This is a genomic window from Spirosoma arcticum (genome assembly GCF_054779955.1).
Genome location: NZ_BAAGXG010000026.1, coordinates 44,939 through 62,797, shown reverse-complemented (window position 1 = coordinate 62,797; position 17,859 = coordinate 44,939). Strand labels below are relative to the sequence as shown.

Genomic DNA, 17,859 nt, shown 5'->3' with positions numbered 1-17,859 from the left:
AAACGCCTAAAAACCCAAGCACAAAAAACTTAATACACCCGTTCCAATTCGCGCTGCTCTTTATCCTCTGGCAGTACAAATTTCATGGGCTTACCAACCTGACCCGGCAGTAGCGCTATTTCGAGCACCTGATCGACGGTGTCGGCATAATAAAACTGGAGGTCTTTTATGTAACTCTGATTAATCTCCTCAATATCCTTGCGGTTCTTCGAGCACAGAATCAACTCTTTGATACCTGCCCGGTTAGCCGCGAGAATCTTTTCTTTGATACCACCCACGGGCAACACTTTTCCACGGAGCGTTATTTCGCCAGTCATGGCCAAGTACGGTTTCACTTTACGCTGGGTAAAAATTGACGCCATCGACGTAAGCATGGTAATACCCGCCGACGGACCGTCTTTGGGTACAGCCCCGGCCGGAATATGAACGTGCAGGTCGTAGTGATTGAACGTTCGGTAGTCGATACCCAACCCATCGGCATGGGCTTTGAGATAAGAAAGCGCTGTTACGGCCGATTCTTTCATCACGTCGCCCAATTGTCCCGACAGTGTCAACGCACCCTTTCCCCGGCTCAGGCTCGATTCGATGAGCAGAATTTCGCCCCCAACTTGCGTCCAGGCTAAGCCCGTCACAATGCCCGCGATGTCGTCGTCGGCGTAAAGTTCCTTATCAAAAATCTCCGCGCCCAGCATCTTTGGTACATCGGCGACTTTAACAACGTGGTTGTATTCCTCCTCCATTGCGATGGATTTGGCAATTTTTCGGATGGTAGCCCCAATCTTTTGTTCCAGATTCCTGACGCCCGACTCACGGGTGTAGCCTTCAATGATCCGTAAAATGGCTTTATCCTCAAATTGCAAGTCTTTGGTTTTCAGGCCGTGATCTTTGCGCTGCTTTGGAATCAGGTATTTCTTGGCGATTTGCACTTTCTCTTCCACCGTGTAGCCCGCAATGTCGATAATCTCCATCCGGTCGCGCAGGGCGGGGTGGATTGTGTCGAGCGAGTTAGCCGTAGCAATGAACAACACCCGCGACAGATCAAATTCTGTTTCGAGGTAGTTGTCCATGAACGTCGAGTTCTGCTCCGGGTCCAGCACTTCGAGCAGAGCCGACGAAGGGTCGCCCCGGTAATCGGAACTGACTTTATCAATTTCGTCTAGAATGAACACGGGGTTGGCCGTGCCGCACTTGCGCACATTCTGGATAATCTTACCCGGCATGGCCCCGATGTACGTTTTGCGGTGACCCCGAATTTCGGCTTCGTCATGAACGCCACCCAGTGCCATGCGGCTGTATTTCCGACCGAGGGCTTTAGCTACCGACTTGCCAAGCGATGTTTTACCGACTCCCGGCGGGCCATACAGGCACAGAATCGGGGCTTTCATGTCGTTTTTCAGCTTTAGAACGGCCAGATACTCAATAATCCGTTCCTTTACTTTCTCCAGTCCGAAATGATCGCCGTCTAAGATTTTCTGCGCCCGTCTCAGGTCAAAGTTATCCTTGGTGTATTCGCCCCACGGCAGGTCAACCATCAGTTCGATGTAGTTCATCGTCACCGGATACTCCGGGGCCATTGGGTTGACGCGCTGTAACTTGTTAAGTTCCTTATCAAAGTGCGCCCGTACTTCGGCAGGCCACTTTTTGCGGTCCGCTTTCATTCGCAGTTCGTCAATTTCGCGATCAGGGTTGTCCATTCCCAACTCGTCTTGCAACACTTTCATCTGCTGACGCAGGTAATAGTCACGCTGTTGCTGATCAAGGTCCGATGACGCTTTAGACTGAATTTCGCGCTTCAATTCAAGTAGCTGCACCTCACGGAGCATGTATTCGAGCAATACATTGGCTTGCTGATTGCCTTCGAGCGTTTCCAGCAGCCGCTGTTTGTCCGACACATCAGCGTTAATGTTTGACGACAAAAAGTGCAGCAAAAAGGTAGGACTTTCGATGTTGTCGAGGGCAATGCGGGCCTCCTGCGGAATCTCAGGATTCAGGCGAAGTATCTTATATGCCGCGTCTTTCAGCGACTGCAACAATGCTTTGCCTTCTTTCTTGTTTACGTTCGGAAAGACATCATCAATCTGACGCACCTGCGCCGTCATGTACGGATCTTCCTGCGTAATCTGCTGAATCTCAAAGCGTTTCTTTCCCTGAATAATAATGGTGATGTTGCCATCGGGCAGCGTAATCATTTTGATGATGTAAGCCACCGTACCAAACCGGTACAAATCGTCGGCAGTCGGCTCGTCCTTTTGCTGATTTAGCTGAGCCGTCACGCCAATAATGCGGTTTCCCTTATACGCTTTTTTTACCAATCGAATCGACTTCGACCGCCCAACGGTAACGGGGATAACCATTCCCGGAAACAATACGGTGTTGCGGACCGGCAGGATGGGCAGATTCGAGGGTAGTTCGTAATCTTCATCGGCGCCCTCCGGTGATCCAAGTGGTACAATCTCCAGATTGTCCGAGTCAAAATCTGCCAGTAACAACCGGGTAGCTAATTCGTTTTCTGAAATCATAAGCACACTGCCAAATTGACAGCAATCAATATGCATTAAGTGTCTGCGTAAGCGGTAAGGGAAGGACTCCAAGTAGGTGCAAGGGCCGTGCCAAACCTATAGGTTATGACGCGATAGCGGCCTTTGTGGATACAACTGTAAAATAACTAAACGCAATCGCTACTACCTGAATAAATTTATTAATCAGAAAGAAACATTTTGAATGGGCTGATTCTTCCGGAAAACAAACGTTTTCTTCTGTTCCCCGTACTTGATATTGACCATGTTCACCTGGTCATCAAATGCCTCCATCAACACATTCTGCTTTAGTAACCCTCCCTGAAACGGTTCGGTGTAGGGCATTTCGAGATAAAGCCAATTGGCGTCGGCTTCAACCTCATGCCCGACGTAACTAATAGGTTTCGTCTGTTTTTGTAGCGTCACGTAAGCAAAATGCGACCGGACATACTTCTCAAGAATTGCGTCACTCTTGGCATCTTTGTTCAGGCGAACTGTTGATCCTAGCTCTTGAGAGAGTGCTTTTTCCAGATCATCCGTAAACACCCGGATACTGATCTCAAAGGCTTTTTCGGCCGTATTGTACTGCATCTGCGTCACACTGGCGTGGAAATCGTGCGCCGGACGACTGGCAGACACGCCAAGCACCAACAAGCTAATATAAAAATAGTTGAACCGCATCATCAGCGGTTTAAAAAAACCCATTAAAACACAGCTTTGAATACGTCGTTAAAAATTGCGAAAGCCATCAGACTGAGCAGAAGAACCATACCAACCCGCTGTGCTCCTTCCAGAAAGCGGTCGGAGGGCTTGCGGCCGGAGATTATTTCGTAGCCTAAAATGGTTGCATGACCACCGTCGAGCGCCGGAATGGGCAGTGCGTTAAAAAACGCGAGGGCCATTGAGAGCAAACCCGTAACGGTCCAGAAGCGGTCCCAGACCCAAACGCCACCGAATAAATTCTGCGCAATACCAATGGGACCGCTCAACGCTTTTGAAGCCGACACATCGCCCCGGAAAATTTTGCCGAAGCCTTTAATGTTATCATACACAACGCCAAACGCTTTTGTCGTACCAACCGAAAGCGCTTCGCCAAACGTATAATCTTGCTGCGTAACACGTAAGAGAAACTCGGCGAAGAAGCCAATCGTCCCATCCTCATTGGTGGTCATGTTCAGCGTGAGGGGTTTGTTATTGCGATTGACGCCGAGGACTACGGGTTTCTCCTTTAGCGGTTTAACAACTTCGACAAACTCGTGGTAAAACCGAATCGCTTTCCCGTTAACACTCGTAATCACATCACCTGCTTTCAGACCTGCTTTTTCGGCCGGTTGGCCTGGTGCCAATCCAGCGACTTTAAACGGCCGGATCGGCTCAATGAACTCCCCTGCACTCTTCTTGTCGGCGAGTTTATCGACAAAATTATTGGGAATATCAATGTCCAGCAATTGTCCATTCCGATCAACCGTGTAGGTGCTGTTGTCGCCCAAGAACACCTCCGAACTCCGAACTTCGTTGAAATCGTTGATGGGCTTACCATTAACCTTTACAATTTTGTCGCCCGTTCGCAGGCCAATACTTTGAGCCAGGTCATAGGCCACAATGCCATATTTAGCGTCCTGAGCGGCTAAATACGTATTGCCATTTTTGTAAGCGAGTATGACAAAGATCAGAATACCGACAATAACGTTAACGATAATACCGCCAAGCATCACAATTAAGCGCTGCCAGGCGGGTTTAGCCCGAAACTCCCAGGGTTGCGGTTCGGCTTTCATCTGGGCCGTATCGAGCGACTCGTCGATCATCCCCGAAATCTTGACGTAGCCACCGAGCGGAATTGCACCGAGGCCGTATTCGGTCTCACCCCGTTTGATACTAAATACTTTGGGCGGAAAGCCAATAAAATACTGCTCTACCCGCATTCCGAAGGCCTTAGCGGCTAACAAATGACCTAATTCGTGTAAACCCACTAAAATAGACAGTCCCAAAATGAGCTGCCCGGCCATAATTAAAACTTCCATGTAGTCAAGAAGGTATTAAATTGATGATACGAATAGTTACTTAGACCGACGTCTCAACGCCCGCAATAAGATAACGCCGAGCACGATGCCAATGATAAAATAAACCCAATAATCCATTATGCGTTATAAAAATAGTGGAAAACAGGATAAGCACCTGACGCAATACTGGTTTCTGACAAAACACTCAAACCAAACTTTTGATTCGCTCCGCAGCTAATCGGCGGGTCTCCTGATCCGTCTGCACGTAATCGTCGTAGGCTGGTGCCTGAACGAAAGTCGCTTTGCCTAAGCAAAACTCGATGATTTCGGATATTTCCAGAAAACCAATTTGATCGTGCAGGAAGGCATCGACCGCAATTTCGTTGGCCGCGTTGATAATGCAGGGTGCATTGCCGCCCCGGTCAAGCGCATCGAAGGCGAGTTGCAGATTGCGAAACGTTTCCAGATCGGGTTGCTCAAACGTCAGCGATGGGTAGTCCATGAAATTGAACCGGGGAAAGTCTGATTTCAGGCGGTTGGGATAGCCGAGCGCAAACTGAATCGGTAGTCGCATGTCGGGCAGACCCAACTGCGCTTTCAGGCTCCCATCCTCAAACTGCACCAACGAGTGAACGATGCTTTGCGGATGCACGACCACATCGATCTGCGCGGGTGTCAGATTGAAGAGCCACTTTGCTTCGATCACTTCAAGGCCCTTATTCATGAGCGTGGCCGAGTCGATGGTAATTTTGGCACCCATCGTCCAGTTTGGGTGCTTAAGCGCCTGTTCCTTTGTAACCTTCGACAAAAATGCCCGCGACTTACCCCGGAACGGTCCACCGGACGCCGTCAGAATAACTTTCTCAATTGGATTGTGAAACTCCCCGATCAAGCACTGAAAAATAGCCGAATGCTCCGAATCGACCGGATATATATTGACTCCCTTCTGCGCAGCCAGCCGCGTAATGAGTTCACCCGCCACCACGAGCGTCTCTTTGTTAGCGAGCGCAATCGCCTTACCCGCTTCAATTGCCTTAATCGTTGGCAGTAACCCAGCGTAGCCAACCATCGCTGTCAGCACCATATCGACGGTATCCATCTGCACGACCGACGCGATTGCCGCAGCCCCGGCGTACACTTTGATGCCGAGCGGGTCGAGCGCGGATAATACCAGTTCGTAGCGATCTTCATTACAGATCACTACAACATTGGGCTTTAGCGCAATGGCCTGCTCAATAAGCAGATCAGCGTTATCGTTAGCCGTCAGCACCTCAACCTGAAACTGATCGGGATACGCTTTAACGACTTCCACGGCCTGCGTTCCAATGGAGCCGGTAGAGCCGAGAATGGCAAGTTTTCGTTGTTGCATAGAATTAGCGAGCCATTTGCCAGCCTAACGTATCAAAAATAACTTTGGCATATTGACTGGCCTGATTTTGTTCGGTAAACTGCTTCATAGCGGTCGTGTCGGTTGTCCAGTTCGATTGCCCAAACGTTGCCAGTGCATCCGCGACGATCACTGAATTTTCGGCGTCTACCGCCTGACCAAGATTCCAGGTTCTTACTAACTGACCCATAAGTCCATAGTCGGATGAGAGCACTGGTTTTTCAGCTGTAGCGGCCCGCACCAGTACGGCGCTCATGCCAACGTGCCGTTGGTAAAGAGTAGCGATCAAATCTGATACCATAAAGTACGGTTGTATGTCCTTCTCATTCACGAATGAATGATGCCGAACCAATTGTATAGCGGTTTGCGTCGTCAGCGTGTTAAGGCTGCTGTTCAAAGCGGGAGCAATGCCATCGTCTACCGGTCCCACCAGTAGTAAACACCAATTGGATTGTTGGGCGGGCGTTAGCCTTTTCAGGGCTTCGATAAGCGTGAATAAGCCCTTGCGTTCGTCCAACTGACCAAATACGAGCACGACCTGACGCGTCGGTTCGATACCCAACTGTTGCCGAATAGCTGCTGCGTTGGCGGCCGTTGTCGGGTAAACTTCTACTGGATCAGGTAGATACGTGGCTACGTTGCGGCCTGCCCACCGGTTGAGGGTTGGCACAACAAAGGGGTCTAAGCAGAACAACGTTTGCAACGACCGTTTACTTACTGTCCATCGGATGAGTTTCCGTTTCCGCCATTCTTGAAATTTCTCCCGGCTGTTTACGGGTCCGTGCCCCCAATCTTCGTAGTGAAAAACCGGGCGAAAAAAAATACCGGCCACCGGGCAGGGCACGCGTAAGGCAAGTCTGAATGCCACTTGAAATGTGTCAAAGTACATTAACAGCACCTGCTTCACTTGCCACTGTCTGGCGTAGTTTACGACTAATTTCCACTCGTACTGCATCCGCAATACCTGTCGTTTTTGGCTTTTGCGGTTGGCCTCTTCGGCTTCGCTGATAACGACTAAGTGAACTGTCGGCGTGCTCTGAGCCAGTGCCACTAGGTCGGCGTGCTCAGTTCTGAATGCGGGCGACACAACGACGATCAATTCCCCAGTTATGTTCCATAGGTGCCAATATCGGATCAGGTGATGCAGGTAACCGGCATGGTGGCCAGTTGGATTCATCTCAAAAAGCAGCAGTCGTAAAGGGGAAGTCACGCTTAACGGGTTTTCAATAAGTCATCCGCAATAATGCGGTCATTGGCCAGACGCGGCACTTTGTTTTGCCCACCCAGCTTGCCCTGGCTTTTCATGTATCGCTGAAACGCCCCGCGCGGCAGACTTGTCAGCTTCAGCGGTTTCAGAATGGCACCCGTGATGAGGTCATCGTAATATACGTTCAACTCGGTCAACCGGTTGTCGACGTCGTGGGCAAAGGCGTCCGGGTCGCGGGGGGGTGTAGCGAACTCAACGAGCCATTCATGGTACGGCAGGCCCTCGTTTGGGCTGACCATCGGCGCAACCGTAAACTCGACAACCTCCGTTTCGGGATGCTTCTGCATCGCATCCTTAAGCGCTCGTTCCACTTCCTCACCGATAACGTGTTCGCCAAACGCCGAGATGAAGTGTTTTATCCGGCCGGTGACGAGCAACCGGTACGGCTCCCGTGACACGAACTTGACTGTATCACCCAACGAGTACCCCCAAAGTCCGGCGTTGTTGTTAATAATGACCGCGTAGTTTTTTCCTAACTCAACCTCATCAATTGTAAGTCGGCGCGGGTTATCGCTGAAATACTCGTCGGCGGCAATGAACTCGTAGAAGATACCGCTGTCCAGCAGTAACAGCAGGCCTTCCTCCGTTTGGCTGTCCTGGAAAGCGATGAAACCTTCGGAAGCGGGGTATGTTTCGATGGAATCGATTCGTTTACCGATGCTCTCAAACAGTTTGGCACGGTACGGCTCGAAGTTAACGCCCCCATAGACAAACACGGAAAAATCGGGAAACACATCTTTGATCCGTTTACCCGTGCGTTCCTGAATCCGGTCGAAATACATCTGCACCCAAGGCGGAATGCCCGAAATGAGCGACATGGGCTGGTTGATGGTCTCGTCAATGACCCGCTCCAGTTTAGTCTCCCAATCGTCAATGACGTTCGTTTCGTAGCTGGGTAACTGGTTCGTACGCAGGTATGGCGGTACGTGGTGATTGGCAATGCCCGACAGCCGCCCGACGTTGATGCCTGCTTTCTGTTCGAGTTCGGGGCTGCCCGACAAGAAAATGAGCTTTTTGTCTAAGAATGCCCCATTGCCGGTCTCGTTGATGTAGTTCAACAGCGCATCGCGGGCGGAGTTGATGTGGTTGGGAATTGAATCGTGGGTGATGGGTATGTACTTGGTGCCCGATGTTGTACCCGATGTTTTGGCGAAGTACAGCGGCTTGCCTTTCCAGAGTACGTCCGATTCACCAGTCAGAATTCGGTCAACGTAGGGCTTCAGGGCCTCGTAGTCCCGAATGGGCACGGCCTGCTGAAATTCGGCTGTCGTCTGCACATCTCTAAGCCGGTGGTCATGACCGAAGGCCGTATCTTTTCCGACCGCAACCAACCGCTTAAACCAGCGTTGCTGAGCCTCGGCGGGCTGGTGCATCCAAGCCTGCTGCCGATTCACAACCCACCTCGCGAATGGTTTACTCAACATTGATCGAACGCCCATAGTGGTGCAAAAGTAATGGATAACTCCTGACAGTGATCTTAAAAATAGACTACTCCATTCGGGGGCTGGACGTTGTTTCTCTTGAATAATCCATATTTTTGCAAACCTGTCAAAAAACTATCTTCGTAACATGGCACTCGGTGCCAACCTGAAATGGGACTTTTCAATTTTTTAACCAGCGACATTGCAATTGATCTGGGCACGGCCAACACCTTGATTATTCACAAAGATCGGATTGTGGTCGATGAGCCTTCCATCATTGCGATGGACAAGATTACCGGCAAGGTGCTGGCCATTGGTCACAAGGCCATGCAAATGCACGAAAAGACCAACGAAAATATCAAGACTATTCGCCCGCTCAAAGACGGTGTGATTGCCGATTTCACGGCCGCCGAACTGATGATTCGGGGTATGATAAAAATGATTGACACCGGCAGCAAGCTTTTTTCGCCCTCGCACCGGATGGTCATCTGCATTCCGTCGGGCATTACGGAAGTGGAGAAGCGGGCCGTTAAAGACTCTGCTGAACACGCCGGTGCCAAAGAAGTATACATGGTTCACGAACCAATTGCAGCCGCCATCGGCATTGGGATCGACATTACGCAGCCCAACGGCACCATGATCGTGGACATCGGTGGAGGCACGACCGAAATTGCCGTTATCGCCTTATCGGGCATTGTCTGTGAACAGTCGATCCGCATTGCCGGCGACGTATTTACCCGTGATATTGTCGATTACATGCGTCGGGAGCACAACCTGCTGATTGGAGAGCGCTCGGCTGAACAGATTAAAATGGAAGTTGGCTCGGCCCTGCCCGAACTCGATAATCCACCCGCCGATTATGAAATCCGTGGCCGCGATTTGATGACGGGTATTCCCAAAGAAATTAAAGTTACCTACAGCGAAATCGCCTACGCACTCGACAAGTCTATTTCCAAAATTGAAGAGGCAACTATGAAAGCCCTCGAAATATCGCCACCGGAGTTGTCGGCCGATATTTACACTAATGGTATTCACCTGACGGGGGGCGGAGCACTGCTGCACGGGCTTGATAAGCGATTAGGAGCCAAAACCAAGCTGCCGATTCACGTGGCCGATGACCCACTCAAGGCCGTTGTAAAAGGGACCGGTGAGGTTATCAAAAATCTGGACATGTACCGCTCGGTGCTGATTAGTTAAGGCGTTTTTGCGTAGCCTGAACGGCCACGTCCGGGTGTAGAAACCATCTACACCCGGACGTGGCCGTTCAGCTACTTGTTTAGCATGGGAGAATTAGTCGACTTTTTTGTCCGAAGCCGCCACTTCATTCTGTTCGTATTGTTGGAAGTACTTAGCTTCTACTTCATTATCAATACCAGCAATTACTGGAGTGCGACTTACTTCAATACCTCCAACCGCTACGCGGCAAAGGTATTGGCGTGGTCAAACGCAGCCAATGAGTACGCCCGACTGCGGCAGGTTAATGCTGATCTGGCTTCGGAAAACCAGCGGCTCAACACGAAACTGACTCAACTGCTTCAAAGCAAGCCCCTCGCTCCGGACGAATACAAAGCTGATTCGGCCTTTGCTGATCGCTTTACGTTTAAAGTGGCTAAGGTGGTTAACAACACAACCCAGTTCGCCAACAATTACATTACTATCGACAAAGGCACCGACGACGGCATCCGGCCCGGAATGGGCGTTATTTCCCCGACAGGTGTGGTGGGTAAAGTGAAGATTTGCAACCGGCATTTTTCGGTTATTACCTCTATTCTGCATGCTGGGTTCTACGTGTCATCGGCGTTAACGAAGGCTGATGAAATTGGGACGGCAAGATGGGACGGTGTAGACCCACACCTGATTAAATTGAATGATATTTCGCGTACAAAGACCGTTGCCAGGGGTGATTCGGTCGTCACGTCGGAGCGTAATTCAACATTTCCACCGGGCATAATGGTTGGGCGTGTTCGAACGGTTGGTGTGCAGCCTAACCAGGTGTTTCACGATATCACACTCGATCTGGCTACTAATTTCAGCAATCTGGCGTTTGTGTACGTGGTCGAAAACCGTCTGGAGGAGCAACAGCAGCAATTGGAAAAACAAGTCGAATCCGAGAAATGACGCTGCGCGAAATCCTGTCGACAATTTTGCTTTTCGTGCTGTACTTAGCTCTGCAAATCCTGCTTGCCCGTAATTTGGTCTTGTTTGATTATGCGTTCTGCTTCGTCTATATCGCCTGCGTCCTGCTCCTGCCTAACGAAACCAGCCTGTCGTGGCTGTTGATCATTGCGTTTGTGACGGGCATTATCGTTGATACATTTTACAATACGCTGGGGATGCACGCGGCCGCTACGGTGCTCATGGCCTACTGCCGACCGCTGATTGTGCGGGCGCAGATCGACGTACCGGGCTTAGAGTCGCGGATCGAGTTTTCGCTACAGGAGTTAGGGGTAGGCACTCTATTTCGGTATGTCTTCGTGTTGGCACTCATTCATCACACTGCGTTGTTTTTTATTGAGGCCAGTAGTCTGACGCTCCTTGTTCCTACGTTGATTCGGGTGGGAGCCAGCACGTTGCTCACCACTGTAAGCATCGTGCTGATTCAGTTTTTTACGAGAAACTAATATGGCAGAAACGCTCCATGTCCCCAAAAATGCTACTCGGCGGGAAATCTACGACAGCCTCATTCCACAGATTGCTGCCCTCGTCGACGGTGAACCGGATCTGATTGCTAACCTCGCTAACGTCACGGCCGCACTAAAAGAAGCGTTTGGTTTTTTCTGGATTGGCTTTTACTTGAAAAAAGAAGACCAATTGGTACTGGGACCGTTTCAGGGACCGATTGCCTGCACCCGCATTGCGTTCAATAAAGGCGTTTGTGGAGCCGCCTACACGCGTAGGCAAACGATTGTGGTACCCGATGTAGAGCAGTTTCCAGGTCATATTGCCTGTAGTTCGGCGTCGAAGTCGGAGATTGTCGTGCCGGTGTTCGACCAGATTGGCAACGTCACAATGGTGCTGGACGTGGACAGCGATATGCTGGATGATTTTAGCAAAATCGACGCCGACGGACTGGAGCGGATTGTAGCGTTGATAAAGCCCTCGTAACTTCTTGCCGTTGGTTTGGCATCTTTCGACGTGATGTCCGATATCAGAGTGAGTAAATAGCAACCAGTCGTCATTAAAATCCTGCTTGCAGTAAACTCCGCTCCCTGCCGCCTTTTTCCGTAAACTCAGCCTATCATGGTCACTCCTCTTTCGCGTCGGTCGTTCATGCGGCAGGCTTCGCTGGCAACCGCGGCCAGCATTGCAGTTCCAACGGTTTCTTGGTCAAAATCAGCTCGGTGTGCGGCTGAAACAACCGTTTTAGGGCACAATGGTTTTCGGTACCGCGTGGTGCCGGGCTGGGGTGTGCTGGATGCGGGTAAGAATCCTGTCAACGACTGCCATGAGATGGTGCAGGATGCCAAAGGGCGCATCATTCTGCTGACCAACGAGACGAAAAATAATATGCTGATCTACGATAAATCGGGGAAGTTACTCGATACGTGGGGGCATGAATACCCCGGCGGGCATGGCCTGACGATCGGTGGTGAAGGCAATGACCAATACCTGCTCATCTGCGATACCGACCGCCATCAGGTTATCAAAACCGATCTAAAGGGGCGTGAGTTGATGAAGTTAGATTATCCAAAAGACACACAGAAATATGCACACCCCGCCCAATACAAACCGACCGAAACGGCCGTCAACCCTGCCAATGGCGATATCTACGTGGTCGACGGTTACGGGCTGAATTATGTGACACAGTACGACAAAGCCGGCAAACTAATTCGATTCTGGGGCGGCAAAGGCGACGGCAATGATACGTTCGACTGCTGCCACGGCATTGTGGTCGACCGGCGACGGGCTGATGCACCAACGCTGCTCATCACCGACCGGCGGCACAACGCGCTCAAACGGTTTACGCTCGACGGCAAGTATGTGTCGACCATCGCCCTGCCAGGGTCATACATCTGCCGCCCGGTTATTCACGGCGACAACCTTTATGGGGCCGTATTTCGGAGTACTTCCGACGCCTACCCCGAATCGGGCTACGTTCAGATTCTGGATAAGAATGACCGGGTGATTTCGACGCCGGGTGGTTCGGAACCTGTTTATCAGGATGGCAAACTGGGCGAACAACACAAAGACCGTAATCAGGCGGCTTTCCTGCATCCACACGATGTATTAGTGGATGAGGACGAAAGTATTTACGTAGCCCAATGGGCCTCAAAAAAAACGTACCCAATCAAATTAGAACGGGTAGCCTGACGATACTATTTATGAACGCGTTGATCCTGCTACAAGCCAATTCGTCACAACCGTCCGACTGGGCGCTGTTTTTTGGTCATTTTCATCCGCTTGTCGTTCACTTGCCAATTGGCTTTCTGCTGATTGCTGGCTTGCTTGAGCTGGACCGGCTAACCCGGCGCAACACGGTAAGTCCGCACACCATCACGTTGATCCTGTTCTGGTCGGCGGTGAGCGCGACAATGGCCTGCGTGTTTGGGTATCTGCTGTCGCTGGGGGGGGGCTACGAAGAAGAAACCCTGAATGACCATATGTGGCAGGGCATTGGCGTTGCGGTGTTTGCCTGGATTGCCTGGGCCGTGAAGTCAGAGAATCTGGGCCGCCGAATTCGGTTTGCTCCGCTCATGTACCTACCTGCTCTGAGTGTAGCCCTGTTGCTGTTGCTGGCGGCTGGACACCACGGCGGAAACCTGACCCACGGCTCCGATTACCTGACCCAATACACACCTGAACCCTTCCGAACCCTGGCGGGCATTCCACCACGGAAAACAGAGATAGCAATCAAGCCTATCACGGATGTCAATCAGGCAATGGTATTTGAGCAGATTGTTAATCCAATTCTGCAAAGCCGGTGTGTGCAGTGCCATAATGCCGAAAAGTCGAAAGGAGATTTGCGCTACGATACGGTCGAGATGCTGAAAAAAGGCGGAGAAGGTGGCCCCGTTTTTGTTGCCGGGAAAGGACTCGAAAGTGAGATGGTGAAGGTATGCTTGCTGCCCGAAGAGGACGAGGAACACATGCCACCCAAAGGTAAAACGCAGCTTACCGACGGTCAGATAGCCCTGCTAACGTGGTGGATTGACCAGGGTGCCTCCTTCGATAAGAAAGTATCGGACCTGAAAGTCAACGACGCCATCCGGCCGGTGCTGGCCTCGCTCGGCGGTGGTGGCGCAGTTGAAACGGGCGTTGGCGCAACGGCTGTTGCGTCCGGGCCAGCGCTCGAATCGCCAGTACTGACAATGAAAGTGCCCGCAGCCGATCCGAAGGTGATCGACGAGTTGAAGAAAACCGGGTTGCTGGTATTGCCGCTATCGAAAGAGCAAAATCAGTTGGAAGTGAGCGCGGTAAATGCTCAGACGTTTGGCGATGCACAGGCGACTGTTTTACCCAAAATCAGTGAGCAGATCGTTTGGCTAAAATTGGGAGACACCGAGATTTCGGACGCTACACTGACGCAGGTAGCCAAACTCAAAAACCTGCAAAAGCTGCATCTGGAGCAAACCAACATCACCGACGCGGGCCTGAAAAGCTTGAAAGGCTTAGCGAATCTGGAATACCTGAACCTCTACGGCACCGCCATCACCGACGCGGGCCTGACCGAATTGGCGAATCTGAAGAACCTGAAAACAGTGTACCTCTGGCAAACCAAGGTGACCGAAGCCGGTTTAGCGAACTTGAAGAAAGCTATGCCCAGACTCGAAATTGTTGGTGGTATCACTGAACAGACGATCGCGGAATTAGCCAAAGCCGCCCCTGCCGAACCGACGAAAAAGAACTGATTGTCAGGGAATACAAGTGGTTGGTATCCTCTAAGAACTGAGCAATAATAAAAGTATAGATCGAGGTGAACGAGCTTTTGTTAGAGCTATGGGAATACGGAAACAACGATTGGTTTGGCTGCATGTCGTCGGGCTAATCGCCGGATTGCTGGCCTGCGGCCGAACCCCCGAACTGCCCGCCGATATCCAGGCCGCAGCTATTCGGGTGCCCGACGCGGTCGATTACAACCTTCATATTAAGCCCATTCTGTCGGATCGTTGTTTTGCCTGCCACGGACCGGACCAAAATAAGCAAAAAGCGGGTTTGCGGTTAGACATCGCCGAAAATGCTTATGCCAATCTCAAAAGTGGTCGGCGGGCTATTGTGCCGGGAAGCTTAGCCAAAAGTGAGTTGTTTCATCGCATCATCAGCACCGACCCCGACGTGATGATGCCCACACCCGACTCGCACCTAAGCCTGACCGCCGAAGAACAGGCCACACTGCTGCGCTGGATTGAGCAGGGAGCGGAGTACAAAAAACACTGGTCGCTCATCGCGCCAACGATGCCGGAGGTGCCCAATGTTGACGGTCAGGGCTGGATACGGAATGATATCGACCGATTTGTTTGGGCCAAACTGCGCGAAAAAGGCTTGTCGCCCAACCCCGAAGCCGACAAAGCGACCTTACTCCGGCGCGTCAGTCTGGACCTGACGGGTTTGCCGCCCACGCCCGCCGAGGTAGACGCGTTTCTGGCCGATACATCGCCCAACGCCTATCAGAAAGTTGTTAATCGCCTGCTCAATAGCCCGCACTACGGCGAACAATTAGCCACCAACTGGCTCGACATTGCTCGCTACGCCGATACCCACGGCTACCAATTAGACGTGATGCGCACCGCCTGGCCCTACCGCGACTGGGTTATCCGCGCCTTCAACCGCAATCTCTCCTTCGACCGCTTCATTACGTGGCAATTAGCGGGCGACCTGCTGCCTGCGCCCGTGGCAACGTCCGACCGTCGGGATCAGCTTATTGCCACGGCGTTCAACCGGATGCACCCACAAAATCAGGAAGGGGGCATTGTTGAAGAGGAATACCTGACCGAATATGCCGCTGACCGAACCGCTACGTTCGGGAAGGCGATGCTGGGCCTGACGGTTGAGTGCGCCCGCTGCCATGACCACAAGTACGACCCCATTTCGCAGAAGGATTATTACCAGTTGTTCGCTTTTTTTAATGGCATCAACGAGGCTGGACAGGTGCCGTTTTACGGTGAATCCAGCCCGACACTGATTCTGACAGACCGAAAAGCTGACGAACAGTTGCGTTATATTCAAACGAAAATCCGAAGAGTTGAGGATTCGCTTCGTTCCCCTCACCCCTCACCCTATGGGCGGTCCGCCGTTGCGGGAGGGGCCGGGGCGGTCCGGCGTTCCGGTGAGGGAAATTCCGGTGAGGGGCCAATTGCCCGGTACACCTTCGATGACACATCCCGCTACCGGTTCGCCAACGCGGTTAATGTGGCCCGACCCGCCACCGTAACGGGCAATACAGACCTGCCTCCGACGGTTGGTCCGGGTCGGTTTGGACGCGGGCGATTAGTAAACGGCGAGGGCAACATCGACCTGGGTCCAGACTTGGGTTTCTTTGAACGGTATGATCCGTTCTCGGTGGGGTTGTGGATAAAATTGTTGAAACGTGACGCCAAAGGACCAATCTTTAGCCGATCCAGCGGGCTTGACAACGGTGACCGGGGCTACGAACTTAAGCGTCATAAAGACGGCACGCTCAGTTTCAACCTCTCCCACAATTACCCCGATAACGCCATTGATCTGCACACGTTGAAACCCGCCCCGCTGGGCCAATGGCTGCACATTACTGTAACCTACGACGGCTCCGGCTCGGCGACTGGTACGCGGTTGTACCTGAACGGTCAACTCGCCCCGACGCGGATTCACGCCGATAACCTGAAGCGTAGCATAGTCTACGGACCCGGTTATAAAAATGGGTTCAATCTGAAACTTGACTTCCAGATAGGCAGTAAATTCCGGGATTCGATGGCCGATTTTTGGGTCGATGAACTGAACCTGTTCCACCGGGCTATCGCACCCGGCGAGGTGCTGGCGTTAAGCCGAAATCAGTTTCGGCCACAACCAGTACCGGTTAGTCGAGGAGTAACAGATTCGGCTTTGGTGCGTCGGCAGCAGCTTCTGCGCGACTTGCGCAAAGCCGAAACGGACATCTACGATGCTCAGTTGGAGGTTATGATTATGCGTGAACGACGGGTTACCCGGCCAACGCATCTGCTAAAACGTGGAGCTTATGATGCCCCCGGCGAAATTGTTCAGCCTAATACGTTAACCTCACTCGGTTCGCTGCCGAACGAGCTACCCAAAAATCGGCTTGGTCTGGCGCAGTGGCTGCTACGAGCCGACAATCCACTGTTCGCCCGCGTGGCCGTTAACCGGTTCTGGCAACAACTGTTCGGACAGGGATTGGTGAAAAGTTCGGACGATTTTGGCAATCAGGGCAGTTTGCCCAGCCATCCTGAACTACTCGACTACTTAGCCGTTCGGTTCCGCACCGGCGGCTGGCCAACGCCAACGGACGAACATGGCCCGTTGGCGTTGGCTAACCGGTGGAACGTGAAAGCATTGATGCGTGAAGTGGTGCTGTCGGCAACGTATCGGCAGGCGTCGTGGTCCACAAATGCGCTGGTGAATGCAAAAAAACGGGAGACCGATCCCGACAACACGTGGCTGGCACGGGGACCCAGCTACCGGCTGTCGGCCGAACAGGTGCGGGATGGGGCGCTGGCCGCAGCCGGGCTGCTGAATCGGTGCATCGGCGGGCCGAGCGCTTATCCCTATCAGCCGGGCGGCATTTGGGAAACGCTGAACCATAACACACCGTATCGCCAAAGTCACGGCGACGACCTGTACCGCCGGTCGATGTACACGATCTGGAAACGAACCGCCCCCCCACCCATGATGCTTAACTTCGACGCGTCTGAGCGCCACCTGTGCACCGTTCGTCGCCAGAAAACCAGTACGCCCCTGCAAGCGTTGGTGACGCTTAACGATCCACAGTTCATTGAAGCGGCCCGGGTGCTGGCGCAACAAGTAATTAAGAGCGGAAGTAGACAGAATAGGGATGAGTTAATCCGGCAATTCGTCAAAACCATCTTAAACCGCCCGGCCCGGTCAGTGGAAGTCGAATTACTGAAAAAATTATACGCCGACGAGGTTTTATCCTTCAAAAACGAACCGAAACGGGCCAATGCCTTGTTAGCAGTGGGCGAATATCCCCGTGTTACTTCGCTCACCCCCACCGAATTAGCTGCCTGGACAGTGGTCGTCAGCACGATCATGAACATGGACGAAGCGCTTGTTAAACGCTAAGATTTGCCAATAACCGGGCAAGATAGGCGATGATACATTG

Annotated in this window: 13 protein-coding genes; 7 read left to right on the top strand and 6 right to left on the bottom strand. The window is 52.0% G+C overall.

The features are described 5' to 3' along the window. Positions 1-29: 29 nt before the first annotated feature. The 6 genes from lon to ACYVHB_RS30515 all read right to left on the bottom strand — a co-directional run bounded on the left by lon (position 30) and on the right by ACYVHB_RS30515 (position 8,609). Entirely contained in the window at positions 30-2,519 is a 2,490-nt protein-coding gene (lon, locus tag ACYVHB_RS30540) for an endopeptidase La (protein ID WP_461055826.1), read from the bottom strand. Positions 2,520-2,702: 183 nt separating this feature from the next. Continuing rightward, positions 2,703-3,221 carry a DUF6702 family protein gene (locus ACYVHB_RS30535; RefSeq protein WP_461055825.1) on the bottom strand — a complete coding sequence of 173 codons (519 nt, stop codon included), beginning with the start codon at positions 3,219-3,221 and terminating at the stop codon, positions 2,703-2,705. Then, on the bottom strand, positions 3,221-4,537 hold the full coding sequence (gene rseP / locus ACYVHB_RS30530) for an RIP metalloprotease RseP (RefSeq protein WP_461055824.1): 1,317 nt from the start codon (positions 4,535-4,537) through the stop codon (positions 3,221-3,223). The genes ACYVHB_RS30535 and rseP overlap by 1 nt, the downstream gene beginning before the upstream one ends. Positions 4,538-4,721: 184 nt before the next feature. Next, positions 4,722-5,885: a 1-deoxy-D-xylulose-5-phosphate reductoisomerase gene (locus tag ACYVHB_RS30525; protein WP_461055823.1), complete on the bottom strand. Its 1,164-nt coding sequence runs from the start codon at positions 5,883-5,885 to the stop codon at positions 4,722-4,724. Between the two features lie 4 nt (positions 5,886-5,889). Further along, the gene (locus tag ACYVHB_RS30520; protein WP_461055822.1) at positions 5,890-7,113 is read right to left on the bottom strand and encodes a glycosyltransferase; all 1,224 of its coding nucleotides are present in this window, start codon (positions 7,111-7,113) and stop codon (positions 5,890-5,892) included. 2 nt (positions 7,114-7,115) lie between these two features. Further along, positions 7,116-8,609: a GH3 auxin-responsive promoter family protein gene (locus ACYVHB_RS30515; RefSeq protein ID WP_461055821.1), complete on the bottom strand. Its 1,494-nt coding sequence runs from the start codon at positions 8,607-8,609 to the stop codon at positions 7,116-7,118. Positions 8,610-8,762: 153 nt separating this feature from the next. Between ACYVHB_RS30515 and ACYVHB_RS30510 the strand changes: the two genes are divergently transcribed. The 7 genes from ACYVHB_RS30510 (at position 8,763) to ACYVHB_RS30480 (ending at position 17,819) form a co-directional block, all read left to right on the top strand. Then, positions 8,763-9,788 (top strand): rod shape-determining protein, encoded by a 1,026-nt coding sequence (locus ACYVHB_RS30510; protein ID WP_461055820.1) that lies wholly within the window; start codon positions 8,763-8,765, stop codon positions 9,786-9,788. A gap of 84 nt (positions 9,789-9,872) precedes the next feature. Further along, entirely contained in the window at positions 9,873-10,709 is an 837-nt protein-coding gene (gene mreC / locus ACYVHB_RS30505; RefSeq protein WP_461055819.1) for a rod shape-determining protein MreC, read from the top strand. Continuing rightward, positions 10,706-11,212: a hypothetical protein gene (locus ACYVHB_RS30500; protein ID WP_461055818.1), complete on the top strand. Its 507-nt coding sequence runs from the start codon at positions 10,706-10,708 to the stop codon at positions 11,210-11,212. The genes mreC and ACYVHB_RS30500 overlap by 4 nt, the downstream gene beginning before the upstream one ends. Before the next feature lies 1 nt (position 11,213). After that, positions 11,214-11,696 (top strand): GAF domain-containing protein, encoded by a 483-nt coding sequence (locus tag ACYVHB_RS30495; RefSeq protein WP_461055817.1) that lies wholly within the window; start codon positions 11,214-11,216, stop codon positions 11,694-11,696. Between the two features lie 135 nt (positions 11,697-11,831). Continuing rightward, positions 11,832-12,902 carry an NHL repeat-containing protein gene (locus ACYVHB_RS30490; protein ID WP_461055816.1) on the top strand — a complete coding sequence of 357 codons (1,071 nt, stop codon included), beginning with the start codon at positions 11,832-11,834 and terminating at the stop codon, positions 12,900-12,902. Between the two features lie 11 nt (positions 12,903-12,913). Further along, positions 12,914-14,440 (top strand): c-type cytochrome domain-containing protein, encoded by a 1,527-nt coding sequence (locus ACYVHB_RS30485; RefSeq protein WP_461055843.1) that lies wholly within the window; start codon positions 12,914-12,916, stop codon positions 14,438-14,440. An 88-nt stretch (positions 14,441-14,528) separates the two neighbouring features. After that, on the top strand, positions 14,529-17,819 hold the full coding sequence (locus ACYVHB_RS30480) for a DUF1553 domain-containing protein (protein ID WP_461055815.1): 3,291 nt from the start codon (positions 14,529-14,531) through the stop codon (positions 17,817-17,819). Positions 17,820-17,859 lie beyond the last annotated feature (40 nt).